This is a genomic window from Nocardia abscessus NBRC 100374 (assembly GCF_000308455.1).
In the GTDB taxonomy this organism is placed as follows: domain Bacteria; phylum Actinomycetota; class Actinomycetes; order Mycobacteriales; family Mycobacteriaceae; genus Nocardia; species Nocardia abscessus.
The window spans coordinates 20,682-42,620 of sequence record NZ_BAFP01000089.1 but is presented as its reverse complement, the minus strand read 5'-3'; the positions used below and the strand labels follow the sequence as shown (position 1 = coordinate 42,620).

At 68.5% G+C, this 21,939-nt stretch carries 28 protein-coding genes; 11 read left to right on the top strand and 17 right to left on the bottom strand.

Annotated features, from left to right (window positions below; translation table 11 throughout):
- Window positions 1–111: 111 nt before the first annotated feature.
- Window positions 112–543: a winged helix-turn-helix transcriptional regulator gene (locus tag ON19_RS17410; RefSeq protein ID WP_051169000.1), complete on the bottom strand. Its 432-nt coding sequence runs from the start codon at window positions 541–543 to the stop codon at window positions 112–114.
- Between the two features lie 66 nt (window positions 544–609).
- Between ON19_RS17410 and ON19_RS17405 the strand changes: the two genes are divergently transcribed.
- Window positions 610–1,512: an NADP-dependent oxidoreductase gene (locus ON19_RS17405; RefSeq protein WP_043693354.1), complete on the top strand. Its 903-nt coding sequence runs from the start codon at window positions 610–612 to the stop codon at window positions 1,510–1,512.
- A gap of 36 nt (window positions 1,513–1,548) precedes the next feature.
- Here ON19_RS17405 and ON19_RS17400 read toward each other — a convergent pair whose 3' ends face one another.
- Window positions 1,549–2,208, bottom strand: coding sequence for a cyclodeaminase/cyclohydrolase family protein (locus tag ON19_RS17400; protein WP_043693351.1), 660 nt, complete (start codon window positions 2,206–2,208; stop codon window positions 1,549–1,551).
- A 151-nt stretch (window positions 2,209–2,359) separates the two neighbouring features.
- On the opposite strand from ON19_RS17400, the gene ON19_RS17395 reads away from it, so the two are divergent.
- Entirely contained in the window at window positions 2,360–3,397 is a 1,038-nt protein-coding gene (locus ON19_RS17395) for an LLM class F420-dependent oxidoreductase (protein ID WP_043693348.1), read from the top strand.
- Between the two features lie 49 nt (window positions 3,398–3,446).
- Here ON19_RS17395 and ON19_RS17390 read toward each other — a convergent pair whose 3' ends face one another.
- Complete coding sequence (locus ON19_RS17390; protein ID WP_051169007.1) at window positions 3,447–3,785, bottom strand: STAS domain-containing protein; 339 nt, start codon at window positions 3,783–3,785, stop codon at window positions 3,447–3,449.
- A gap of 204 nt (window positions 3,786–3,989) precedes the next feature.
- Between ON19_RS17390 and ON19_RS17385 the strand changes: the two genes are divergently transcribed.
- From ON19_RS17385 to ON19_RS17380, 3 genes are all read left to right on the top strand, one after another.
- Complete coding sequence (locus ON19_RS17385) at window positions 3,990–4,598, top strand: TetR/AcrR family transcriptional regulator (protein ID WP_043693341.1); 609 nt, start codon at window positions 3,990–3,992, stop codon at window positions 4,596–4,598.
- 82 nt (window positions 4,599–4,680) lie between these two features.
- Window positions 4,681–4,821: a hypothetical protein gene (locus tag ON19_RS41975; RefSeq protein WP_157229746.1), complete on the top strand. Its 141-nt coding sequence runs from the start codon at window positions 4,681–4,683 to the stop codon at window positions 4,819–4,821.
- Window positions 4,822–4,880: 59 nt separating this feature from the next.
- Window positions 4,881–5,567 carry an SDR family NAD(P)-dependent oxidoreductase gene (locus tag ON19_RS17380; RefSeq protein WP_043693338.1) on the top strand — a complete coding sequence of 229 codons (687 nt, stop codon included), beginning with the start codon at window positions 4,881–4,883 and terminating at the stop codon, window positions 5,565–5,567.
- A gap of 94 nt (window positions 5,568–5,661) precedes the next feature.
- Here the strand turns inward: ON19_RS17380 and ON19_RS17375 are convergent, their stop codons facing one another.
- Both ON19_RS17375 and ON19_RS17370 read right to left on the bottom strand, forming a co-directional pair.
- The gene (locus tag ON19_RS17375) at window positions 5,662–6,126 is read right to left on the bottom strand and encodes a hypothetical protein (protein ID WP_157229745.1); all 465 of its coding nucleotides are present in this window, start codon (window positions 6,124–6,126) and stop codon (window positions 5,662–5,664) included.
- A 161-nt stretch (window positions 6,127–6,287) separates the two neighbouring features.
- Window positions 6,288–6,980, bottom strand: coding sequence for an NAD(P)H oxidoreductase (locus tag ON19_RS17370; protein WP_227954705.1), 693 nt, complete (start codon window positions 6,978–6,980; stop codon window positions 6,288–6,290).
- A 129-nt stretch (window positions 6,981–7,109) separates the two neighbouring features.
- On the opposite strand from ON19_RS17370, the gene ON19_RS17365 reads away from it, so the two are divergent.
- Window positions 7,110–8,045, top strand: coding sequence for an AraC family transcriptional regulator (locus ON19_RS17365; protein WP_043693330.1), 936 nt, complete (start codon window positions 7,110–7,112; stop codon window positions 8,043–8,045).
- Window positions 8,046–8,120: 75 nt separating this feature from the next.
- Here the strand turns inward: ON19_RS17365 and ON19_RS17360 are convergent, their stop codons facing one another.
- Window positions 8,121–8,336: a hypothetical protein gene (locus ON19_RS17360; protein ID WP_227954706.1), complete on the bottom strand. Its 216-nt coding sequence runs from the start codon at window positions 8,334–8,336 to the stop codon at window positions 8,121–8,123.
- A 487-nt stretch (window positions 8,337–8,823) separates the two neighbouring features.
- Here ON19_RS17360 and ON19_RS17355 point away from each other — a divergent pair, with 487 nt between their 5' ends.
- A complete protein-coding gene (locus tag ON19_RS17355) occupies window positions 8,824–9,147 on the top strand; it encodes a hypothetical protein (protein WP_043693327.1) in 324 nt (107 codons plus the stop codon).
- A gap of 165 nt (window positions 9,148–9,312) precedes the next feature.
- Here the strand turns inward: ON19_RS17355 and ON19_RS17350 are convergent, their stop codons facing one another.
- Window positions 9,313–9,921: a malonic semialdehyde reductase gene (locus ON19_RS17350; protein WP_043693324.1), complete on the bottom strand. Its 609-nt coding sequence runs from the start codon at window positions 9,919–9,921 to the stop codon at window positions 9,313–9,315.
- 39 nt (window positions 9,922–9,960) lie between these two features.
- On the bottom strand, window positions 9,961–10,380 hold the full coding sequence (locus tag ON19_RS17345; protein ID WP_043693322.1) for a nuclear transport factor 2 family protein: 420 nt from the start codon (window positions 10,378–10,380) through the stop codon (window positions 9,961–9,963).
- A 173-nt stretch (window positions 10,381–10,553) separates the two neighbouring features.
- Here ON19_RS17345 and ON19_RS17340 point away from each other — a divergent pair, with 173 nt between their 5' ends.
- Entirely contained in the window at window positions 10,554–11,336 is a 783-nt protein-coding gene (locus tag ON19_RS17340; protein WP_043693319.1) for an SDR family NAD(P)-dependent oxidoreductase, read from the top strand.
- Between the two features lie 15 nt (window positions 11,337–11,351).
- A complete protein-coding gene (locus ON19_RS17335; RefSeq protein WP_043693316.1) occupies window positions 11,352–11,843 on the top strand; it encodes an acetyl-CoA carboxylase biotin carboxyl carrier protein in 492 nt (163 codons plus the stop codon).
- Window positions 11,844–11,852: 9 nt separating this feature from the next.
- Here ON19_RS17335 and ON19_RS17330 read toward each other — a convergent pair whose 3' ends face one another.
- A complete protein-coding gene (locus ON19_RS17330; protein WP_043693313.1) occupies window positions 11,853–12,242 on the bottom strand; it encodes a lipocalin-like domain-containing protein in 390 nt (129 codons plus the stop codon).
- Window positions 12,243–12,271: 29 nt separating this feature from the next.
- Window positions 12,272–12,766: a luciferase domain-containing protein gene (locus ON19_RS17325; protein ID WP_051168999.1), complete on the bottom strand. Its 495-nt coding sequence runs from the start codon at window positions 12,764–12,766 to the stop codon at window positions 12,272–12,274.
- A 101-nt stretch (window positions 12,767–12,867) separates the two neighbouring features.
- On the opposite strand from ON19_RS17325, the gene ON19_RS17320 reads away from it, so the two are divergent.
- Window positions 12,868–13,242: a winged helix-turn-helix transcriptional regulator gene (locus ON19_RS17320; RefSeq protein ID WP_043693310.1), complete on the top strand. Its 375-nt coding sequence runs from the start codon at window positions 12,868–12,870 to the stop codon at window positions 13,240–13,242.
- A gap of 105 nt (window positions 13,243–13,347) precedes the next feature.
- Here ON19_RS17320 and ON19_RS17315 read toward each other — a convergent pair whose 3' ends face one another.
- From ON19_RS17315 to ON19_RS17285, 7 genes are all read right to left on the bottom strand, one after another.
- On the bottom strand, window positions 13,348–14,109 hold the full coding sequence (locus tag ON19_RS17315) for an alpha/beta fold hydrolase (protein ID WP_043693308.1): 762 nt from the start codon (window positions 14,107–14,109) through the stop codon (window positions 13,348–13,350).
- Window positions 14,110–14,111: 2 nt separating this feature from the next.
- On the bottom strand, window positions 14,112–15,374 hold the full coding sequence (locus ON19_RS17310; protein WP_051168998.1) for an FAD-dependent oxidoreductase: 1,263 nt from the start codon (window positions 15,372–15,374) through the stop codon (window positions 14,112–14,114).
- Window positions 15,362–16,288 carry an MBL fold metallo-hydrolase gene (locus ON19_RS17305; protein WP_043693467.1) on the bottom strand — a complete coding sequence of 309 codons (927 nt, stop codon included), beginning with the start codon at window positions 16,286–16,288 and terminating at the stop codon, window positions 15,362–15,364. The genes ON19_RS17310 and ON19_RS17305 overlap by 13 nt, the downstream gene beginning before the upstream one ends.
- A complete protein-coding gene (locus ON19_RS17300) occupies window positions 16,285–17,223 on the bottom strand; it encodes an aromatase/cyclase (protein WP_043693305.1) in 939 nt (312 codons plus the stop codon). The genes ON19_RS17305 and ON19_RS17300 overlap by 4 nt, the downstream gene beginning before the upstream one ends.
- A gap of 67 nt (window positions 17,224–17,290) precedes the next feature.
- Window positions 17,291–17,545 carry an acyl carrier protein gene (locus tag ON19_RS17295; protein ID WP_218006445.1) on the bottom strand — a complete coding sequence of 85 codons (255 nt, stop codon included), beginning with the start codon at window positions 17,543–17,545 and terminating at the stop codon, window positions 17,291–17,293.
- A complete protein-coding gene (locus ON19_RS17290) occupies window positions 17,542–18,780 on the bottom strand; it encodes a ketosynthase chain-length factor (protein ID WP_043693299.1) in 1,239 nt (412 codons plus the stop codon). Before ON19_RS17290 ends, ON19_RS17295 begins: the two co-directional genes overlap by 4 nt.
- A complete protein-coding gene (locus tag ON19_RS17285; protein ID WP_043693297.1) occupies window positions 18,777–20,045 on the bottom strand; it encodes a beta-ketoacyl-[acyl-carrier-protein] synthase family protein in 1,269 nt (422 codons plus the stop codon). The genes ON19_RS17290 and ON19_RS17285 overlap by 4 nt, the downstream gene beginning before the upstream one ends.
- 199 nt (window positions 20,046–20,244) lie before the next feature.
- Here ON19_RS17285 and ON19_RS17280 point away from each other — a divergent pair, with 199 nt between their 5' ends.
- The gene (locus ON19_RS17280) at window positions 20,245–21,936 is read left to right on the top strand and encodes an acetyl-CoA carboxylase carboxyl transferase subunit (RefSeq protein WP_043693465.1); all 1,692 of its coding nucleotides are present in this window, start codon (window positions 20,245–20,247) and stop codon (window positions 21,934–21,936) included.
- Window positions 21,937–21,939 lie beyond the last annotated feature (3 nt).

Below are 21,939 nucleotides of genomic sequence, written 5' to 3'. Positions count from 1 at the left end.
CACGGATAGAACTGGTCCGCGGTCCGGTTGTGATCGGGCACGCCCACCACAGACCGCGTACCCGGTCGAGACCGGTCGAAACGGGGCTGCGCCACGGAGTGCGATGATCCGTCAGGGGGAGGGGCCGACAGGCAGTGGTTCCGGTTCGGTCGTCGCTCGGGCGTCGAACTCCGCTCGCGCGGCGAGGATTTGGTCCTGATGCTCGACAGCCCACACGCCCATGGCGTGACTGATCGCGCCGATGCTCCTGCCGAGTTCGGTGAGCGAATACTCCACTCGCGGCGGCACCGTGGGATAGACCGCGCGGCGCACCAAACCCTCGCGCTCCAGGTTGCGCAGCGTTCGGGTGAGCATCTTCTGCGTGATGCCGTCCAGGCGGCGGCGTAACTCGTTGAAGCGGATCGGCCCCTCGTGGTCACGGAGGACGCTCAGCACCAGCATCACCCACTTGTCGGCGAGGACGGCCAAGACCTCCCGCGCGGGGCAGTGGTGCAAGTAGCTCTCGACCAGGCCGGCACTGGACCGGTCACAGGCAGTATCCATCGGGTACCTCGATATCAGAAAGGTGCCTTCTATCGAAAAGGTACCAGGTGCCCGCAGAATCGGTGCATGCTCGCAATCAGGCAGTACACGTTCGGTGGCCCGGAAGTGCTCGAAGTGGCCGAAGTCGATCGGCCGCGGCCCGGCCCAGGAGAGGTGCTGGTGCGGGTCGCCGCGACCAGCGTCAACGCGGCCGACTGGAAAGTACGCGCCGGACTGGTCGGAAAGCTCGGCGATCCACCGCTGATCCTGGGGCTCGACGTGTCCGGTGTCGTCGACGAACTCGGTCCCGGCGTGGACCGGTTCGCGGTGGGAGATCCGTTGTACGGCATGGTGTTCGGCGGCGCCAACGCGGAGTATGTCGTGGCGCAGGCCCACACGCTGGCGCCGAAGCCGAAGAACATCGACCTTGTCCAGGCCGCCGCACTGCCGACGGCAGCGCTGACCGCATGGCAGGCCCTGGCCGCGCTCGGCGCCGGTCAGCGCGTTCTGGTGCACGCGGCCGCGGGAGGCGTCGGTCATCTGGCGGTGCAGATTGCGAAGCATCGCGGGGCGTACGTGATCGGCACCGCGCGCGCGACCAACCACGGATACCTGCGCGGGCTCGGCGCCGACGAGGTGATCGATTACACCGCGGTCGATTTCGGGTCTGTGGCGCGCGACGTCGACATCGTGTTGGACCTGGTGGGCGGCGAGTACGGATCTCGCTCGCTCCCGGTGCTCGGTCCGCACGGCAGGCTGATCGACACCCAGGGCTCGGACGCGGAAGCCGATCCGCGCTACGAGCGTTTCTATGTCGAGCCCGCCGGGGTGTCACTGCGGGAGATCACCACGATGGTCGAGCGCGGACACTTGCAGGCGACGATCGACCGGGTGCTGCCGCTCTCGGAAGCGGCACAGGCGCACCGGCTCAGCGAAGCCGGACGAGTGCGCGGCAAGATCGTGCTGGTCGCGTGGAATCCGCCCGCCTGAGCACCCCGAGTCGACCGTCGGGCCGCGATCGCGGAACTATTTGCGAACGGCGTGCACGACGTCGGCGTGCAGGGCGTCCGCCCGGGCGGTGAGCTCGTCGACCCGCATCAGGACCGGGGCGAACCGGTCGCCCTCGGCGGCGGGCAGCGACGTCACGTTGATCTCGATGTTGAGCTGCGAGGTGGTGGCGGCGGCGCGGCACGCGGCGGCAGCCGCGCCGATGTCGGTGACGACGTTCGGGTTCCCGATCGGGAACAGCTCCGCGGCCAGCGACAACACCTCGTCGGCCTCGTCGATGACCGCGGCGGGCACGCGGGCGGCCTCGATCAGCGCCGCGTTGATCGCGGCGGTGCGGGCGGCGAGGTCCTCCGGTGTTTCCTTCGGCAGCTTGTAGGCGGCGCCCACGGCCGTGAACGCGGCGGCGTCGGCGTCGGCCAGCGCGAGTGCGCGTCCGCGGGCCTCGTCGGCGGCCTCGATGATCCGGTCTACCACCGGGCGGTTCTCGGCATCCTTGGCGCGCGTGGTGTAGCGCGCGACCATCGCCACCAGCGCGGCGGCCTGCGCGGCGTGTAATGCGGCCACCGCGCCGCCGCCCGGTGCGGGAAGCTTGGCGGCCAGATCGCTCAGATACTGCGCGAGGGTGACCTCGCCGAAGGACGGCGCAGTTTCCGTGGACGACGTGCTGGTCTGCGACACGGGGATATTGCCTTTCGTTCTGCGGCGAGGACCGGACTACCAGAAGAACGCTACCCCGTGGCGCCGATCGCTCGGTCGCGACCACGCCTTGCGCGGCGTTCGCACGTGGCCGGTGCGCGCCCGAACCCTACTCGCCGTTATGTTGAGTGCCATGCGGATCGGATTGAGCATCAACTACTCGGGGGGCTTCAAAGAGGCGGCCGCCGAAGTCGCCGACCTCGAGCGGGCGGGCCTGGATGTCGTGTTCGTGCCCGAGGCGTACTCGTTCGACGCCGTGAGCGCGCTCGGCTACCTGGCAGCAAAGACCACCCGTTTGCAGCTGGCGTCGGGCATCCTGCAGATCTACACCCGCACCCCCAGCCTGACCGCGATGACCGCGGCGGGTCTGGACTTCGTCTCCGACGGGCGCTTCGTGCTCGGGCTGGGCGCCTCGGGCCCGCAGGTGATCGAGGGCTTCCACGGCGTGCCCTACGACGCGCCGATCGGCCGCACCCGGGAACTGGTGGAGATCTGCCGGAAGGTCTGGCGGCGCGAGCGCCTGGAATACCAGGGCAAGCACTACCAGATCCCGCTGCCCGCCGGGCAGGGCACCGGCCTCGGCAAGCCGCTCAAGCTGATCAACCACCCGGTGCGCGAGCGCGTCCCGGTGCTGCTGGCCGCGCTCGGCCCGAAGAACGTGGAGCTGGCCGCCGAGATCGCCGAGGGCTGGCAGCCGATCTTCTTCCTGCCGGAGAAGGCGCAGCAGGTGTGGGGCGACTCGTTGGCCGCGGGTCTGGCCAAGCGTGATCCCGTCCTGGGTGAGCTGGACGTGTACGCGGGTCCTGCGCTGGCCATCGGGGACAATGTCGAGCCGCTGCTGGAGTTCGTGAAGCCGCATCTGGCGCTCTACATCGGCGGCATGGGCGCCAAGGGCAAGAACTTCTATCACGCCCTGGCGACGAAGTACGGCTACGGCGCCGAGGCGGACCGCATCCAGGAGTTGTACCTGGCGGGGGAGAAGGAGGCCGCGACCAAGGCGGTCCCGGACCAGCTGGTCCGGGACGTCTCGCTGGTCGGCTCGGCCGGTTACGTCAAGGAGCGGGTCGCGGCTTTCAAAGAGGCGGGCGTCACGGTGCTGAACGTGGTCCCGATGGCGGCGACCGCCGCCGAGCGCGTCAAGCTGATCGAGCAGTTGCGCGAACTGGTGTGAGACATGCCGCTGCCGCCGTCACGCGAGGCGACGGCGGCAGCGGCTGGGGTCATCTCTGCCGGAGCGCCGCCAATGCGGCGTCCAGCGTCGAATGCAGCGCGAACACCTGGTCCAGGCTGGTCATCTTCAGCTGTCGGCTGGTCGCCGGGCCCTCGGCGACGACCGCGATCGCGGTGGCCGCGCCCGCGCGCTGGTGGGCTGCCACGAGCGTCGCCATACCCGCCGAGGCGAGGAAGCTGACCGCGGTGAGGTCGATGATCAAGGCCGCGGGTTTGCCGCTGAGAATGGCATCGATCGCGTTCTCCAGCGCGGGGGCTGTCGCCAGATCGACCTCGCCGGCCACCGTCAGCACTGTCGCGCCGTCGTGCGCCGCGACCGTGGTGGTCATCGTGTCCGCGAGGGGATACGCGTCTCCGGAAGTGTTGGTCACTTCACCACAACACACAAATAGCAGCGAATCCGCAACCTCGGAGTGTTCATAGATTCAAACGATACAGTGATGTGGCGAACCAGGCGGAGGTCGCGGAGGGTGCGGCAGATGGTCTGTAGCAGGTTCTGCATCGATCGATGCAGAACGGGTAGGCTGCGGGGGGTGGAGACCGAACAGCGCCGCCGGACCGGCCGACCGCGTGGATTCGACGCCGACGAAGCGCTCGAGCGCGCCCTGCTGGTCTTCTGGGAGCAGGGCTACGAGGGAGCCAGTCTGGCCACCCTGACCGACGCGATGGGCATCTCCACCACCAGCATGTACTCGACCTTCGGCAACAAAGAGGAGCTGTTCCGCAAGGCGCTGGAGCGCTACACCGAAGGGCCGAGCGCGTACCTGGTCCGCGCCCTGGAAGAGCCGACCGCTCTCGGCGTGGCCACCGCAATCCTGGCTGGCGTCATCCGGACTACCACGCGCCCGGCGCATCCCCACGGATGTCTCGGTGTCCAGGGCGCCTTGGTCACCAGTGACTCCGGGCGCGGGGTCCGCGACCTCCTCGTCGTATGGCGCAGCGACGGCCACTCCCGCGTCCGGGAGCGGTTCCAGCGAGCCGTCGACGACGGCGACTTGCCCGCGGAGGCCGACCCGGCGCTGCTTGCCCGCTATGTCACCACCGTGGCGTACGGCATCGCGGTACAAGCTGCCAGCGGTGTCGATCGCGACGAACTCCAGGAAATCGCCGCCGCCGCCCTTCGTGCCTGGCCGCCCTGCTGACAATCGCCCGGCGATCGCCTCGGTGAGCGAACCGCGTCATCGCGAGCGGTGAGCTGTCGCGCCAACTCTTCTGTAGCGATCGATGCGGAACGTGTTAGAGTCGAGTTCAGCATCGATCGATGCGGAACTCGACGAGTACGCCATCTATGTCCGCGAAGGGCGCTTCGTGCATATGACGGCCCTGCGCGACGCCGGCGAACTACTCCGGCAACCGGCCGGCTGAACACCGGGATGAACCGGGCCCGACGGCCCACGCGGGCCGCATCTTTCGAGAGGAAGCACATGACCGTCACACTGATCACCGGAGCCAACAAGGGCATCGGTTTCGAGACCGCCAAGCAGCTCGTGGAGCTGGGGCACACCGTCTACCTCGGCGCGCGAGACCGCGAGCGCGGCGAGAAGGCCGCCGCGGAGCTCGGCGCCCGATTCGTGCAGCTCGACGTGACCGACGACGCCTCGGTGCGCAGCGCCCTCGCAACGATCGATGCGGCCGAGGGCCGGCTCGACGTTCTGGTGAACAACGCGGGTGTCCTCGGGGACGGCCCGATCGACGGTCCGGCGGCGCTGCGAGTTTTCGACACCAACGCGGTGGGGATCGTGCGCGTCACAGAGGCCGCGCTTCCCCTGCTGCGCAAATCCTCGAACCCCACCGTGGTGACCGTGTCGAGCAGCGCCGGGTCGTTCTGGGCGGTGAACAACCCCGAGCGGCCGGAGTACCACCTGCCGCTCGCGCTCTACTCCGCGTCCAAGTCGGCAGCCACCATGCTGACCGTCCAGTACGCCAAGTCCCAGCCGGGTATCAAGTTCAACGCGGTCGAGCCCGGCACCACCGCCACCGACATGACCGCAGCCTTCGGAATCGGACGATCGCCGGAGGAGAGCGCCAGAACTGTCGTGCAACTCGCGACCCTCGGCGCGGACGGCCCGACCGGAACGTTCCAGGACGAAACCGGCGAATTGCCCTGGTAGGCGTGCAGGGAGGGCCCCTGGTCTGTGGTTCCGGAGAGGGCTGGGTCGGGGTGGCCGCGAGGCTGCCGAGCAGCGGCGTGTCTGCTGGACGCTTTCACCAATCGTGCTTCGGTACCAGCTCTGCCTTTGCTTCTGCGAGGAGGTCGCGTTGGAGCGACGAGCAATGCGCCCACCAGTCAGGGTGGGTCACAGGGTCTCGAACGACGTCGTGCAATCCCCGTGCATGAGCAACTACGCGGTCCCGCAGAGTGTCTGAGCAGATGAGCTCGACCCGCTTCTCTGCTAGCCAGACGCATTCGATAAGTCGCTTCAGATCGGCAGGGCTACCTCCGCGCTCTCGGATATCGAGTTCTCCCTGCAGTCGCTGTGCTGTCTCGAAGTAGTCGATGATCGCTGACTTCAACTCGTCTCTGCCGGCAAGGCGACTCTCTGCGAGGAACTTCATCTTCGCGGCCCGCGCCGAACTCCGTTGCACCATAACTGTTGCCGATGCGCCGAGCCCTGCGCCGAGTAGTGGCAGCAGGCCCGTAACCAACGTTGAAGCGATCCCTGTCGACATGACGTCAATTCTCGCGATCGGTTGCCTGTCTTGATCCCGAATGCTCACGATTGGAACCACGTGGATCGCGGCGACCGTCCGTGGCGCCGCGATCCACATGGTTGTCCGACCCGGCTCATCGAACACAGTCCGACGTCACGACCCGCGGCCTTCGGTGAAGTTCAGGCCGGTACCCGGTCGCCGGTGAGGAAATCGTCGACGAAGCGCAGGGCCCGGTCCTCCAACGCTGCGAAGTGGGCGTCGCGCGCGGCGCCGGTGAGCGCGTTGTCGAGCAGTAGATTGCCGTCGGCGTCCAGGCGCTGCGGTTTTTCCTCGGCTCCGGGCAGCAGTCCCACCGTCGACTGTGTCAGGCCGCAGTAGTAGGCGATTCCGTCGTCGAGTTGTGCGCTCATTGCCTGCTGCATGATGTCGACGACTCCGTCGTCGTCCGCCGCGCCGGCCAGGCCGAGCCACAGCATCCGCTTGCCCGCTAGCCGGGGTTTGCTGCGGCCGTAGGCGAATCCGTAGTTCCACACGCGATCGATCCAGCCTTTGAGGATCGCGGGTATCTGCATCCAGTACACCGGGAACACCGCGACGATGACATCGGCGGCGAGGATGCGCCGCATATGCTTCTCGACCTCGGGGGAGTAGGTCTTGTCCCGGTTGTTCCAGTCCGGTAGGTCGGCGGCCGTCATTCGGGGATCGAAGCCCTCGGCGTGCAGATCGAGCAGGTCGATCCGGTAGCCCGCCGCGGTGAGTCGGCCGACGGTCAGCTCGGCGATATGGGCGGTCAGCGAGTCGGGACGGGGGTGGGCGACCACGACCAGCGCGGTGGGAGTGGTCAGGGCGTCCTCGATCGAGTTGCTCGGCACGGGGTCCTCCATTGCGGTCCGGTTTTCCGGACGATCGGTTGTGCGGTCGAGTTCCATTCCACACGCGATCCGGTGGACGATCTATGGGTAAAGATCTACATTCGATAGGAGTTCGTCTATTCTCGTGGCGTGGATCCCTTGAGTAAGTTGCTGGGTGGTATCCGTGCCGAAGGAGCCGTACTCACCCACGCGGTTCTGGAGGCGCCGTGGACCATCCGCTTCGCCGACCGTGCACCGTTGACCATGGTGACGGTGCTGCGCGGCGGTGGCACGCTGTTGCTGTCCGACGGTGCGCGGCAACGGATCTCGGCCGGAGACACCGCGATCGTGCGCGGTCCCGAACCGTTCCTCCTCGCCGACCGACCTGATTCGGTCGACCTGCCACACGCCGAATACGAGGTCGCCTGCTTCGCGGCGGATGCGGAATGCGAAACCGGTCTGGAAGGTGGACGGTGGGGTAACGACCCGGCCGGCGAGACCGCTCTGATCGTCGGTGCCTATCGGGCCTCGGGCCGGCGCCATGAACGGCTTCTGCGCGCGCTGCCACCCGTTTTGGTGGTGTCCGACGACGTGGAGGTATGCGCCTGGATGGAATCGGTTGCCGCGGACGCGGCCGCGCGGCCGGCCGGAGCACAGGCGCTGATGGACCGGCTGCTCGACTGGGCACTGGTGTGCACACTGCGTGACTGGTTCGAAAAGGAGGCCGCCGAGGCGCCGGGATGGTATCGCGGACCGGCCGACCCGGTGGTCGGGCCGGCGCTGGAGGCGATGCACGAGCAACCCGCCGCCGGCTGGACCGTGGCGTCCCTGGCGTCCGAGGCGGGCGTGTCGCGGGCCCTGTTCGCGAGGCGTTTCACCGAGGTGATGGGGCAGTCGCCACTGGCGTACCTCACCGAATGCCGGATGGACGACGCGGAGGAACTGCTCGCCGACCGCACTCTCACCGTGGCGCAGGTGGCGAAGGCCGTCGGCTATGCGGATGCTTTCGGTTTCAGCGCGGCATTCAAACGGCACCGGGGCATGCGCCCGAGTGACCTTCGCGCCACTTCTGATGTCGGAGCGTAAGCCGCAAGGGCGGCCCGGCTCCGTTGGTCCGCGGCTCCGGCGCGGCGTCTCGTGGACCCCGGTCGAACCCGTCGGTCACGGACTCGGCTGGGGCACGTTGCAATCCGTGACCTTGGGATTGAGGCCCAGGTAATTCAGTGGACCGGCGAGTACCGTCAGGGCAATCGACCCGAAGCCGGCGCAGTTGATCGGTCCCCTGTCGAAATAATCGCGTTGACCTGCCGCGATCAGGCCGATGATCAACCAGGCCAAGATCAACAGGCTCCCGAGGCTCATGTTCTTCACGTGCATCGCTGCGGTCCTTCTCGCGTCGGTGAGCCGATTATGCGTCCCGGCGCGCGACGCGCCCGCAACTTCGAAACCGATCGCGTGCCGGACACGCGATCGGTTCGATTGTTCCTCCGTGGCTCGTCGCTTGCTAACGATTCGATAAACGATGGCTATGAATTTGCCGGGTGGTAGGTGCGGATTTGCTCTCCCGAGGATCGCCACCGCTCCCGCTCAGCGGCCGCATTGCCGAAAAAGGTCACGGTCCGGTATCGGAGTCGGGCCGCATCCGAGTGTGATGCGGGCAACGTATTGCATCCGTAGCGTACGAAGCAGACTGATCCGCAGTTGGTCGCCAGCCGACTCCGATTCGATACCGATCGCGGTGCCGGGCGGAGGATTCCTTCCGCGGCATGGCGGCCCGAAGACCCCGACGTAGGCGATCGTCGACCGAGGCTCCCGCCGCGGGATCGCAAACCCGGTCGACACCAACGGCCGCCTGGAGGACACCATGGTCACCAGAGTTTCCGCCGATGTATCGAATAACGACAGGTCAGGGCGCGGCGGCTGGAGCCCCGCGCACCGCCCCTCGACGCTGCAGCAGGCCGGTGTCGATGACGACCTGGCGCCACTGGGTGTGCCCGCTGTCGTGGTGGGCGCCGTGCTGCTCCTCGTGGGGCTTACCGCAGCGGGGTTGTTGAGCGGCTGGGTTCACGAGTACGGCCTGCTCCTGATCGCCGTCTACACGGGGTACATGGTGCTCGCCGCCGCACTGACCGGCTGGGGCACGCACATGATCTACAAACGGCGCACCGGCGTGCACAGCCGCGAGTGACCCACGTGTTCGACACAGATCGAAGTTCCTGGTCGCGGCTGGCGCAAGGCCCCGTCACCGAGGCGGGGCCGACCGCCGCGACAGACGCCCGCGAGACGCTCCTCGCGGGCCCCGTGCACCGTCTTCGGCTCGAAGTGCCCAGCTCCGGTCACCCGCACCGATGCCCTAGACCGTACTGACCACCTCGTCGTAGTCCAGTCGCGGTGAACGCGGGAACCACGCGCTCCGTCCCGGCTTGCCGATATTGACCACGACGAGGCCGGTGTGGTTTCCGTCCGGGAAGAAGTCCTTGTCCAGGCCGGGTCCGTCGAAACCGTTCATCGGACCCGCCGCCAAGCCGGCTGCTCGGACGCCGAGGATGAAGTAGCCGACCTGGATCAAGGTGTTGGCGCGCGCGGACTCGGCGCGTTGATCCGGATCGGCGAAGTAGTCCTTGGCCTCGGGGGCGTGCGGGAACACCTTGGGCAGGTTCTCGTGGAAGTTCAGGTCGGCCGCCAGGATCGCCGACAGCGGCGCGGCAGCGGTCTTCGTCTTGTTGTTGTCGATCATGTGGGTGACCAGCCTGGCGCGAGCTTCGGCGCTGCGCACCAGAACGATCCGCAGTGGTTGCTGATTCATCGATGTGGGGCCGTATTTGACCAGTTCGTAGATCGCGCGGATCTGTTCGTCGGTGACCGGCTCATCGGTGAAGGTGTTCGCCGTGCGAGCATCCCGGAACAGCAGGTCCTGGGCGTCGGTGGCGAGCGTGAGCAGGGCTGGCTGAACGGAGTTCACGTGGGTTCTCCTCGAATAGTGGTCGGGAAACAGTCGAAATCAGTCGTGGGCGACGCGCCGCGACCGGGTCAGCAACGCTCCGTCGACGTAGACCAGCACGTCGTGCACGACGCAGCTCGGCGCGATCTCCGGCTTGCTGCTCGGGCGGATCTTGACCACCAGGCAGTAGGCGGTGGACACGATGGTGCCGTCGTCCTGCGGCTGTAGGTTGATCATGTTGAACCAATGCCTGCGCTGCATCGGGTCGGTCTCGAAGCGCTTGTGGAACTCGACCAGGTCCGCGATGATGCCCGCTCTGGTGCGGGCGGGCGGGATGCCCGGCGTGTGCTCGAACTCCGCGTCCTCGGTGAAGGTCGCGGCGTAGCCGGGGATATCGCGGCTGTCCAGCCGCTGCATCTGCTCGGCGTAGAACTGCTGGACCTCGGCGTACAACTCGGTGCGGCTTGCGACGGTGGCCATGGTTGCTCCTGTGGGTGCGGCGGCGCTCGGCTGCACGCCACAGTGGCCGACGCCGCTAGAGCCTCGGTTGAGCCGCGACTCGCCACCGGTGGTTGACCGGATCTATAGGACGCCGGTCGACCCTGGTGATCGAAAAGCCCGGCGAGTTCGGAAGATCTACCGATGGAGGAGTCATGGCGGAAAATCGGCGCGTCGCGCTGGTCACCGGAGCGACCAGCGGAATGGGCCTGGAGATCACCAAAAGCCTGGCGGCCCAGGGCATCGCGGTGTTCCTCTGCGCCCGCGATCAGCAGCGGGTGACCGACACGGTGAAAAGCCTGCAGGACGAGGGGCACGAGGTGGACGGCACCATCTGCGATGTCGCCGACGCCGCGCAGGTTCGCGAGTACGTCGACGCGGGTGTGCGGCGCTACGGCCCGATCGACATCCTGATCAACAACGCGGGCCGCAGCGGCGGCGGCGTCACCGCTCGAGTGAGCGACGAACTGTGGTTCGACGTGATCAACACCAATCTCAACAGCGTGTTCCTGATGACCAAGGCGGTGCTGAACGCGGGCGGCATGCTCGAACGCGGCAGCGGACGGATCGTCAACATCGCTTCCACGGGCGGCAAACAGGGCGTCGTGCACGGCGCCCCGTACTCCGCGTCCAAGCATGGGGTGGTCGGTTTCACCAAGGCGCTCGGGCTCGAACTGGCCAAGACCGGCATCACGGTCAACGCCGTCTGCCCCGGTTTCGTGGAGACGCCGATGGCCGAGCGAGTGCGCGAGGTCTACTCCGGGCTGTGGGGTGTCGACACCGACGAGGTGCACGCCCGGGTCAGCGCGCGGGTACCGATCGGTCGATACGTGCAACCGTTCGAGGTGGCGGCGATGGTCGACTACCTGATCGGTCCGGGCGCGGGCGCGGTCACCGCACAGGCGCTGAACGTCTGTGGCGGTCTCGGTAATTACTGACAAGGAGCGACGGCAATGACCGCAGTGGACGAAAACACCGCCGACGCCCCGGCCACGGGGCACGAGGACTACCTCCGGGTGCTGGAGGCGATCCAGACCGGCGCGTTGCAATTGCTCGCGGGTTTCCCGCAGCAGCCGAGCGCGCTGCGATTCCAGGTGGGGGAGGTGACCGTCGAGGCCGAATGGCAGGCCGCGGTGCAGGCTGCGCCCGCCGCGATCGCGGCGACTACGGTGGAAACTGTTGCCGCCCAGGATGTTCCAGCACTGGGTGCGGTAGTGCGCGCACCCAGTGTCGGTGTGTTCTATCGGTGCCCCGAGCCGGGGGCGGATCCGTTCGTCGAGGTCGGCGAGCGGGTGAGCGCCGGGCAGCAGATCGCCATCGTCGAGGCGATGAAGTTGATGATCCCGGTGACCGCCCAAGCGGGCGGGGTGATCAGCGGGATACTCAAGCAAGACAACGAACCGGTTCAATTCGACGAGCCTTTGTTCTCGTTTTCTCCGGAATGACAACGTGGTTCAGGCGGGCGGTCCGCTGCGGCGCCAGGTGAGTACCCGCCGCTGTGTCCGCCCGCCGACCTGGGCGGAGCCGATCAGCGTGAGCACGTCGCCGTTCAGTGACATCTGCCGCACCTGCTCGGTCTGCGCCCACGCGGGGTTGGAGCAGACGCTGATCGCGTGCACCATCTCGGTGCCGGACCGCCGCCACGTGCCGGCGTAGCCCATGAACGGGTTCGCGCCCGGGGCTCCGTCCGTGCGCATCATGCTCACCGACATGTAGCCGTGCGCGCTGTAGATCAACAGTCCGCGCGGCGAGTCGCCGAGTGGCCCTCGGCTGGTCGTGTCCTGCTCGTCGATGTCGTAGTAGGACAACAGTTCCCAGGTACCCACAAGATCGGTTGCGTTCATGGCACCGACGATGGCGGCAGCCGCTCTAATCACGCTGTAGCCGCGTGGCGGGCGAAGCCGTGACTGATCCGCACCAGCTGCCAGGCGACGTCCAGCTCCGTACGGTCGCGCGGCCCGTAGACCATCACTACCGTCCCGGGCAGGTAGCCCTGGCGGGCCATCGGATGGGGTTCGGCCCAGCAAAGCCGGATCGCCTGTGCCACGACGTCCTCCGGCAGGCACATGTGCAGACTGCCGTCGCCGTGCCCGTGCAGGTGGGCGAATTCGGTGCCCGCGAGGTATGCCTCGGCGGGCCCCTGGGCCATGGTGGGCCGCAGGTGCAGCGCGCGGGTGTCGGGCAGGGATACTCCGCTGTGGCCGAGCAGAACGCCGTCGAGCGTGCTCATCCGTGACCACAGTTCCTCTTGCAGCACGGCAGGCGCGATCTGGCTGAGCTGCTGGTGCGGATTGTGCTCGCGGGTGCTGGGCCGATCGCCGGGGCGGCGCGGCAGGTCCAGGCGTCCGGCCACCGTTGTCGTCGTCATGACTGTGCTCCTTCGGATTTCGCGTATGCGCGAACCTGGGAACAGGTTACTTTCCGAAGTATAGTAGTAACCAAGGGGAAAGTGACTTACCGGGAGGACGTATGACCGCCGCGCCTGAAACGCCCATCGACCCCTGTCCGATCACGCCGGTCATCGACCTGGTGTTCGGCCGCTGGTCCACCCAGGTCCTCTGGGTCCTCATCCACGACGGCAGGCTGCGCTTCACCGAACTGCAACAGCGAATTCCGGGCCTGACCCCCAAAGTCCTCACCCAGCGCCTCCGTCAGCTCGAACGCGACGGCCTGGTCGCGCGCACCTATCACCCGGAGGTCCCGCCGCGCGTCGAGTACGAGGCGACCCCGCTTGCCGCGACGCTGACTCCGGTGTTCAGCAGCATCGTGGCGTGGTCCGGCGAACACCTCGGCGAGGTCCTCGCGGCGCGCGCCGCCTATGACGCCGCCGGGACGCCGGGCTGATCCCTCAGCTTCCGGCCGTCACGGAGGGACGCCGAGCACAGCTGCGCTCGGCGTCACCGTCCGATCGGGATCGAAACCGCGCCGTTCCGCTCACCAGCCGGACATTCACGGCGCCGGTGCTGGTCGAGGGGAGAGCTCGAGCAGGTATCCGGCCAATTCGCGCGGCATCGTGATCATGCAGTCGTGCCCGGTGGGCAGCACGTGGAGCCGTTCGGCGGGCAGGTCGGCGGGCGGCAAGGTGCGGGGCATGGCCGCGCGCATAGCTTTGAAGTCCTCGCCGCCTTCGCTGCAGTGGACGTGCGTCACCGGAATCGCGGCCAGCGCCTCGGGATCGGTCAAGGTCATCGGCTGCTGGAAGGTCTTCAGCGATTGCGGTGTCTGCATGGACGCCACCCAGCCGAGGTCGGGTTCCTCCGTGACCCCGTACAGCCCGCCGTCGCCGGCCGGTTCGGTTTGCGGCGGCACCCGCCAGCCGTCGCCGGTGGCGGCCGCCGCGGCGGCGAAGGCCTCGACCATGCCGGGCATGATGTCGGCCACCGCTTCGCCGTCGCGGGGCACGAAGGTATCGATGTAGACGAGTTCGGCGATGCGGTCCGGCACGGCGTCGGCCAGGGCGGTGACCACGATGCCGCCGTAGCTGTGCCCGACGAGGACGACACCGGTCAGGTCCTCGGAGGTGATCAGATCGATCAGGTCCTGGACGTGGGTGTCGAGGCCGACGTCCGCGGTGAGCAGGTCCGCGCGGTCGCCGAGACCGACCAGCGAAGGGGCCACGACGCGGTGGCCCGCGTCTTCGAGCAGGGGGGTCACCCGCTGCCAGACCCATCCGCCATGGAAGGCGCCGTGGATGAGCAAGTAGGTCGACACGATCAGTTCTCCCTGAGTTTCGTGAGGGCCGAGGTGGTTCCGGTCGAAGTCATGGCGGGCGGCACCGGCTCGGGGCGGACACCGAGGCCGATCACCCGGGCCACCAGCCGGGGCAGGCGCGGGAAACGGCGGAGCAGCCGGACCAGCAGCGGTTTGTCGGTTGCCGCCCGTCCCGCGCTGGGGTAGAGGTCGGCCAGTAGGTGTAATTGCGCGAATTGCACGACGCGCATGGGGAATTCGCGGCGGCGCTGGATGGCGCGCAGCTGTGCCGTGGTGGCGGTCGCGCCCGTAGTGAGGATCGGCGCCAGCAGCCGGGCGGCCGCGATGGCGTCCTGCACGGCCAGATTGATCCCGACTCCACCGGCCGGGGACATCGCGTGCGCCGCGTCCCCGATCGCCACCAGCCCCGGCCGGTACCAGCGGCGCAGCCGGTCCACCCGGACGTCGAGCGGCTTCACGTCGCCCCAATCCGAGATCTCCGCGTCCAGATGTGGCGCGAGCGCAGGATAGATGGCGGCCAGATCCGCGCGGAACCGCGCCAACCCCGCGGTCCGGATCGTCGCGAAGCCGCCCTTCGGGATCATGTACGCGACCTGAAGATAATCTCCGCGGTCGATACAGACGATGAAGAACCCTTTGCCGCTGCGCACGGTGGGCAGGCGTTCGCCCTCGGGTTTGCTCACCCGGAACCACAGCACGTCCATCGGCGCCGCGCTGGCGGCGACCTCGAGCAGGCCCGACCTGCGCACGATCGAGTGCCGTCCGTCAGCGGCGATCACCAGGTCGGCGGTGATCTCCACGGGTCCATCGGGCGTCTCGGCGCGTGCGCCGACTACCGTGCCGTCGCGCTGCACCAGCTCGGTGACCTCCGCCTCCTGGACGAGGCGGAAGCCGGGATAGCGGCGGGCGGCCTCGGCGAGGAAATTCAGCACGTCCCACTGCGGCATGAACGCCACGAACGGAAAAGGCCCGGGCAGAGCGCTGAAGTCCGCGAACACCACCGGACCGGTGGCGGTCGCCATCGGCAACTGGGGCAGCTCGACGTGCGGCAGCGCGAGGAACTCCTCGGCCAAGCCGAGTTCGTTCATCGCCAGCAGCGTCGAGGTGTGCACCGTGTCGCCGCGGAAATCCCGCAGGAAATCCGGATGCTTCTCCAGCACGAGCACGTCCACGCCGGAGCGCGCCAGCAGCAGTCCGGTCATCAGTCCCGCGGGGCCGCCGCCGATCACGCAGACCCGCACCGACTCGGTGCTCAGGCCAGGCATGCCGGCACCTGCCCACCGTTGTAGAGCACCATTTCGTCGAAGATCGCCAACACGTCCAGCGGCTCGCCGAGCCGGCCGCCGGTCAGTTCCGCGTCCGCGCGATACAGGTTGCCGACCAACCGCTCCTGATCGACCAGTTCGGCGAACTCGCCGTGGTCGGCCTCCAGCGCGGTCGCCAGCGGCGTCAGACCCAGTGCGCGTCCCTCCGCCGCCAAGTTCTGTACCCAGCTCAGATACCGCAGCGTCTGGTCGAAGATCTCCGGCCCGGTGACCGGGCCGTGCCCGGCGACGACCGTCTCCGCGCCCAGCGCGGCCAGCCGCCGGACCGCCGTGATCGAACCGCTGATCGACCCCATCAGGCAGAACGGCGCCGCGCCCGCCATCACCAGGTCCCCGGCGAACAGCACGCGTTCCTCGGGCAGCCACGCCACCACGTCATTGGTGGTGTGCGCGGCGGCCCCGAAGTGGATGAGCTCCACCCGGCGCTCGCCCTGGTGCAAGGTCAGGTGATAGCTGAACGTGATGCTCGGCAACGTGACCCGCACATCGCCCCATTCGACGTCCGGCCACAGCTTCGTCAGCGCCAGCCCCGTCTCGATCATCTCGGGCCGGATCCGGTCGTGGCCGATGACGACGGCGGTCGGCCCGAACAGGTGGTTGCCGAAGTTGTGGTCGCCGTGATGGTGGGTGTTCACGACGGTGCGCGCCGGGCCGGTACCCAGCCCGTCGACGAACTCGACGAGGGCCCGGGTGCGTGCCTCCGTCGCCAGCGTGTCGATCACCACCGCGCCGTCCGGCCCGGTCAGCACCCCGGCGTTGCTGACACACCAGCCGCCACGGCTGTGTGTGTAGGCGTAGACGCCGTCGGCGACTTCGTGCACGCGCGGTGTGGCCGCCGTCTCGGTGGCTGTCATGTCGGCGACTTCGTCGTCGCGGCGTAGCGCTCCGCGCACCGCAGCGTATTGCGGCTGTTGCTCGATAGCGCCTCGGTGAGATATGCGCGGCCGTCGGCGAGATCGGTGTTCGCACCGAGTATCTCGCGCGCGGCCGCCGGATTGATCGCCACCGTGTGCCGTGCGGTCACCATGGCGCCGTCCGGACCTTCGGCGAATTCCCAAGCGCCGCTGTGGCCGAACAGTATCGCGGGCGGAACCAGCTGCTTGTAATCGATCCGATCGCCGGGGAAGCACACTCGGATCGACTTGGTGGTGTGCGGAATCCCGCCCGCGGTCACCGTATCCATCTCCATCAGCTGCACGCCCTCGGCGTCCTCGGTGAGCTCGATACGGCCGACGTGCGGCACCTGCTCGGGCCAGCGTTCGCTGTGGTAGACGAAGTCGTACGCCTCGGCGGCCGAGCACTCCAGCGGCACCGTGTCCTCGAAGGTGTGAATCACCTCTTGCACCGGGTGGCCGAGTTCGGCGATGCGGGCTAGCGCCGCGAGCTCGGTCTCGCTGTTGCGGTCCACCGATGCGGCGACCTGCTCGGGTTCCACCCCGTCCACCACCGTGAAGTGGTGATCCAGCGTGACTTTCGTCGTGCCAGGACCGACCTCGCGGAACGACCAGCCGCCGCCCATCGAGGCGATCGGCGCCTGGCTGCGTTCCTGCTCGAAGGCGATGCGGCGCTGCCCGGCGTCCAGCACCCGCCGCGACGTCCAGTTCTTCACCGCGCCACCGACGGTCGCCCACAGCCGGAAACGCTCCTCGTCCGGACCGCGGTGCAGGTGGCGCACCAGCACGCTCGGCTCGAAGATCACCGGCCACCTGGTCACGTCGGCGACCAGGTCGTAGACGACCTGGGGCGCGGCGTGCACCACCTTGGTGTGGCTCATCACGCTGGGGTTCATGCTCTATCCTCCTCGGCGGGTGCGGGCATCGCGTGGTCACACGCGCTGCCGCCGTCGGGCCTGACCCTCATGCCGCGCCCCGCAGTTGGGCGTTCACGATGTCGACCAGCTCCTGTGGCGTCTTGACCTCGATGAGCTGCTCCTCCGGGATCATGACGCCGAAGTCGCGCTGAATCCGCGCCGCGGTCTCGATGAGCGCGAGCGAGTCGTAGCCCAGCTCCTCGAACTCCGCTGCGGCGATGTCGCCGTCGAGTTCGGCGAGGTCCTCGCCGCCCGCGCAGTCCACGAGAATCCGGCGTAGTTCGGTGATGGTCATGGTCATGATTCGCTCCCTGGGAGTACTCGGTCGGATACGGCGCGCACGACGACCGCGGAGTTGAAACCCCAGCGCCCGCGGGCCAGGACGAGCGCACCGCCGACGGTGGCGGTGCGCGGTGCGCCGAGGACCAGATCGATCCGGTAGTTCTCGGCGAGCGTGGTGGTGTGAGCGGTCGGCGGGATGACCGAGTCGCGCATCGCCAGCAGTGCGGTCACGATGTCGAGCGGGCCAGCACCGGAGAACAGGCGTCCGGTCAGCGGTTTCGACGCGGTGACCGGAACGCCGCAGGGCCCGAACATCGCCTCGATGGCGGCGGCCTCGTCGCGGTCGCGGTCGGGTATGCCGGAGGCGTCGGCGAACACCACATCGATGTCACCGGGCGTCATCCCGGCATCGGCCAGCGCGAGCTCGGCGGCGCGGCGCAGACTCGACGGGCGCCCCGAACCGGGCGGCGGGTCGAAAGTCGAAGCGTAGCCGGCGATTTCGCCGTGTACCTTCGGTACACCACGGGCCCGCGCCGCGGCGGCGTCCTCGACGACCAGCATCGCGCCGCCCTCACCGGGCACGTATCCGGCGGCGGCGGCGTCGAACGGCAGATAGGCGCGTTCGGGGTCGGTCGCGGTGCTCACCGCGCCGCTGGACACGTGCGAGGCCCAGCCCCACGGATCCAGCGCCGAATCGACGCCACCGGTGACCACCAGCGGCGTCCCGCGTCGCACGGTGCGGCGCGCGTGGCCGATCGCATCCAGCCCGCCGGCCTGCTCGGCGACCAAGGCGCTGCTCGGCCCGCGCATGCCGTGCCGGATGGAGATCTGGCCGGTGTTCACCGCGTAGAACCACGCGAAGGACTCGTACACGCTGACGTGCCCGGAGCCGAGCGACCACAGCTTGTTGAACTCCCGGTGCGTGAATTCGAAGCCGCCGGAGGCATTTCCGGTCACCACGCCCATGTCGTAGTCGGTCATCACCGCGGTGTCGACCTTCGCGTCGTCCAGCGCCCACTGCGCGGCGACCAGCGCCATCCTGGTCGAGATGTCGGTCTGCGGCAGCAGCCGGCTCGGCAGGTGCTCGCCGGCGTCGAAATCGGTCACCTGGCCGGCGAGGCGCGCCGCCGAGCGGCCGGCGTCGAACCGGGTGAGCGGCGCGATGCCGCCGCGTCCGGCCAGCACGGCATCCCAGAAACGCTCCACGCCGACTCCGTTCGGCGCGAGCACACCCATTCCGGTCACCAGCATCATGCCGCCACCGCCTCGGGCTTGCGCAGCACCATCGCGCTCTGGAATCCGCCGAACCCGCTGCCCACGCTGAGCACCGTGTTCATCCGGTGGTCCCGGGCGACCAGCGGAACGTAGTCCAGATCGCACTCCGGGTCGGGCTCGTGCAGGTTCGCCGTCGGCGGCACCACCTGGTATTCCAGCGCCAGCAGCGAGGCGGCGATCTCGACCGATCCGATCGCGCCGAGCGAGTGCCCGACCATGGACTTGATCGAGCTCATCGGCGTGGCGTAGGCGTGCGCGCCGAGACTGCGCTTCACCGCGGCGGTCTCGTGCCGGTCGTTCTGCCTGGTGCCCGAACCGTGCGCGTTGATGTAGTCCACGCCGGTGGGGTCGATCCTGGATTCGTCGAGCGCGACCCGGATCGCCTCGGCCATCTCGCGACCGTCCGCCTTGAGACCCGTCATGTGATATGCGTTGCAGCGAGTCGCGTAGCCGGAGATCTCGGCGTAGATGCGTGCGCCGCGCTTGCGGGCGCTCTCGTATTCCTCCAGCACGAACATCGCGGCGCCTTCGGCGAGGACGAACCCGTTACGCGAGTTGTCGAACGGCCGCGAGGCTACTTCCGCTTCGTCGTTGCGCGGTGTGGTCGCCTTGATCGCGTCGAAGCAGGCCACCACGATCGGTGTGATGGGGGTGTCCGACGCGCCCGCCACCATGACGTCGGCCGAGCCCTCACGGATCAGTTGCACCGCGTGCCCGACCGAGTCCAGTCCCGACGTGCACCCGTTGGAGACCATCGCCACGGGTCCCTCCGCCCCCACGCTCCAGGCCACCTCCGCGGGCATCACGCTGGGGATCATGTAGTCGAACATGTGCGGGGAGAGATACGTTTCATCGACCAGCCAGTTCTTGCCGGAGTCCGACAGCACCAGGTATTCACGCTCCAGGCTGGTGGCCGCAGCGACCGCACTGCCGAGGCTCACGCCGAGCCGGTGCGGATCGACCGCCGCGAAGTCGAGCCCGCTGTCGGCCACCGCCTCCCGCGCGCAGACCACGGCGAACTGCACCGCACGGTCCATGCGCCGAATCTCCCTGGGCGACAGGCCCTCCCGCACCGGGTCGAAGTCCGCTTCGCCGGCTACCTGGGACCGGTACGGCGAGGCGTCGAAGAACGAGATTCGGCGCGTCGCGGTACGGCCTTCCGACAAAAGCTTCCAGAACTCGTCCTTGCCCGACCCGCCGGGCGCGCGGACCCCGAGCCCGGTGACGACAACGCGGCGGCTCATCGCGCACCACCGGATGCTTTGGTACTCATGGCGATTCTCCCTTCGATGGTGTGATCGAGCATCGAGGACGGCCCTCGAACATCGCTCGAGCGAACGAATCGAGTTGTTCTCGAGCGGCGGGGTGCACGCTGTCGTTGTGATCGCCCGGCCGGCGCTGCCCGGATCGATCACCCGTTCCCCGAGCAAGGAGACACGCGTGATGAAGTCAGCACACGGCCGAGATGGCGCCGCCGCGGACTGGGTGCTCTGCCCGGCATGCCTGATCCCGCTGTACGGCAAACGGTTCGCCCGCGACCTCGGCGTCTGCGGCGAATGCGGCAGGCACACTCCGATCACCGCCGAACAGCGCGTCGTGCAGCTCGCCGACGACGGACGCTTCGAGCCGCTGCCGGTCGCCGCCACCGACGACGACCCGCTGACCTTCACCGACACCAAGTCCTATCCGGATCGGCTGGCCGCCGCGCGCGCCCGCACCGGCATGCCCGACGCGGTGCTGTGCGCGCTGGCCGCGATCGAGGGCAGGCCGGTGGTGCTCGCCGCCATGGACTTCCGCTTCCTGGGCGGCAGTCTCGGCATCGCGGTGGGCGAGATGATCACCGCCGCCGCCGAAACCGCCTTGGCCCGGCGTATCCCGCTGATCATCGTCACCGCGTCGGGCGGCGCCCGGATGCAGGAGGGGCCGCTGTCGCTGATGCAGATGGCCAAGACCAGCGCGGCGCTGGAGCAGCTGGACCGGGCGGGCATCCTCACCGTCAGTGTGATCACCGACCCCACCTACGGCGGCGTCGCGGCCTCCTTTGCCACCCTCTCCGACGTGCTGATCGCCGAGCCGGGTGCGCGTCTCGGGTTCGCCGGGCGCCGGGTGATCGAGCAGACCATCCGGCAGGAATTGCCGCCGAAGTTCCAGACCGCCGAATTCCTGCTGGAACGTGGGTTGATCGACATGATCGTGCCGCGCGCCGGCCTGCGGCAGGCGCTCGGCGCGCTGCTGCGGGCCGCGGGCCCGATCGATCCGGCCGAGCCCCTCGTCCCCGCGGACGCGGGAGCGATCACCGATCCGGCCCGCGTTCCCGCGACCGATCCCTGGACGCAGGTACGCCGCGCGCGGGCCCCGCAACGACCGACCGCGCTCGACTACTTCGCGCTCGCTTTCGACGAGTTCCGCGAGTTGCGCGGCGACCGGATCTCGGGCGACTGCGCCGCGGTGGTGGGCGGAACGGCGTGGCTGGGCGGGCAACCGGTAGTGGTGATCGGCCACCAGAAGGGACACGATCCGAAGGAGCTGATGGAACGCAACTTCGGCATGCCGACCCCGGCCGGCTATCGCAAGGCGGCGCGGCTCATGCGGCTGGCCGAGAAGCTCGGACTGCCCGTCATCACCTTGATCGACACGCCCGGCGCGTATCCGGGGGCGACCGCCGAGGAACAGGGGCAGGCGATCGTCATCGCGGAGAACATCCGTTTGATGTCCGCACTACGGGTGCCGGTGATCAGTGTGGTGATCGGCGAGGGCGGCAGCGGCGGGGCTCTGGCGCTCGGTGTGGCCAACCGGGTGCTGATGTTCGCGAACGGGACGTACTCGGTGATCAGCCCGGAGGGTTGCGCGGCGATCGTATGGAACGACCCCGCCGCCGCACCCCGGGCCGCGGCCGCGCTGGCGCTCACCGCGCGTGACCTCCTGCGTCTCGGGGTGGTCGACGCGGTACTGCCCGAGCCGGGCGACGACGTGGGCTCGGCACCCGTGGCCGCGGCCGAGCAGTTGCACCGCGCTCTGGCCGCGACCCTCGGCGAGCTGGTCGGGCGCAGCGGTGCGGAGCTGGCCGACGAGCGGCGCGCCCGCTTCCGGCGGTTCGGTGCGCGGCAGCAAGTCTTGGTCCGGTCGGTCGCGTAGGAG

Excerpts from the sequence above, each read along its gene's own strand:
- ON19_RS17320 (WP_043693310.1), top strand. The coding sequence starts at position 12,868 with ATGACCGCCGCGCCTGAAACGCCCATCGACCCCTGTCCGATCACGCCG.
- ON19_RS17375 (WP_157229745.1), bottom strand. The coding sequence starts at position 6,126 with ATGTCGACAGGGATCGCTTCAACGTTGGTTACGGGCCTGCTGCCACTA.
- ON19_RS17325 (WP_051168999.1), bottom strand. The coding sequence starts at position 12,766 with ATGACGACGACAACGGTGGCCGGACGCCTGGACCTGCCGCGCCGCCCC.
- ON19_RS17285 (WP_043693297.1), bottom strand. The coding sequence starts at position 20,045 with ATGAGCCGCCGCGTTGTCGTCACCGGGCTCGGGGTCCGCGCGCCCGGC.
- ON19_RS17395 (WP_043693348.1), top strand. The coding sequence starts at position 2,360 with ATGCGGATCGGATTGAGCATCAACTACTCGGGGGGCTTCAAAGAGGCG.
- ON19_RS17305 (WP_043693467.1), bottom strand. The coding sequence starts at position 16,288 with ATGACAGCCACCGAGACGGCGGCCACACCGCGCGTGCACGAAGTCGCC.
- ON19_RS17310 (WP_051168998.1), bottom strand. The coding sequence starts at position 15,374 with ATGCCTGGCCTGAGCACCGAGTCGGTGCGGGTCTGCGTGATCGGCGGC.
- ON19_RS17405 (WP_043693354.1), top strand. The coding sequence starts at position 610 with ATGCTCGCAATCAGGCAGTACACGTTCGGTGGCCCGGAAGTGCTCGAA.
- ON19_RS17410 (WP_051169000.1), bottom strand. The coding sequence starts at position 543 with ATGGATACTGCCTGTGACCGGTCCAGTGCCGGCCTGGTCGAGAGCTAC.
- ON19_RS17300 (WP_043693305.1), bottom strand. The coding sequence starts at position 17,223 with ATGAACCCCAGCGTGATGAGCCACACCAAGGTGGTGCACGCCGCGCCC.
- ON19_RS17360 (WP_227954706.1), bottom strand. The coding sequence starts at position 8,336 with ATGCACGTGAAGAACATGAGCCTCGGGAGCCTGTTGATCTTGGCCTGG.
- ON19_RS41975 (WP_157229746.1), top strand. The coding sequence starts at position 4,681 with ATGCGGAACGTGTTAGAGTCGAGTTCAGCATCGATCGATGCGGAACTC.
- ON19_RS17335 (WP_043693316.1), top strand. The coding sequence starts at position 11,352 with ATGACCGCAGTGGACGAAAACACCGCCGACGCCCCGGCCACGGGGCAC.
- ON19_RS17280 (WP_043693465.1), top strand. The coding sequence starts at position 20,245 with ATGAAGTCAGCACACGGCCGAGATGGCGCCGCCGCGGACTGGGTGCTC.
- ON19_RS17355 (WP_043693327.1), top strand. The coding sequence starts at position 8,824 with ATGGTCACCAGAGTTTCCGCCGATGTATCGAATAACGACAGGTCAGGG.
- ON19_RS17345 (WP_043693322.1), bottom strand. The coding sequence starts at position 10,380 with ATGGCCACCGTCGCAAGCCGCACCGAGTTGTACGCCGAGGTCCAGCAG.
- ON19_RS17340 (WP_043693319.1), top strand. The coding sequence starts at position 10,554 with ATGGCGGAAAATCGGCGCGTCGCGCTGGTCACCGGAGCGACCAGCGGA.
- ON19_RS17295 (WP_218006445.1), bottom strand. The coding sequence starts at position 17,545 with ATGACCATGACCATCACCGAACTACGCCGGATTCTCGTGGACTGCGCG.
- ON19_RS17390 (WP_051169007.1), bottom strand. The coding sequence starts at position 3,785 with ATGACCACCACGGTCGCGGCGCACGACGGCGCGACAGTGCTGACGGTG.
- ON19_RS17330 (WP_043693313.1), bottom strand. The coding sequence starts at position 12,242 with ATGAACGCAACCGATCTTGTGGGTACCTGGGAACTGTTGTCCTACTAC.
- ON19_RS17290 (WP_043693299.1), bottom strand. The coding sequence starts at position 18,780 with ATGATGCTGGTGACCGGAATGGGTGTGCTCGCGCCGAACGGAGTCGGC.
- ON19_RS17380 (WP_043693338.1), top strand. The coding sequence starts at position 4,881 with ATGACCGTCACACTGATCACCGGAGCCAACAAGGGCATCGGTTTCGAG.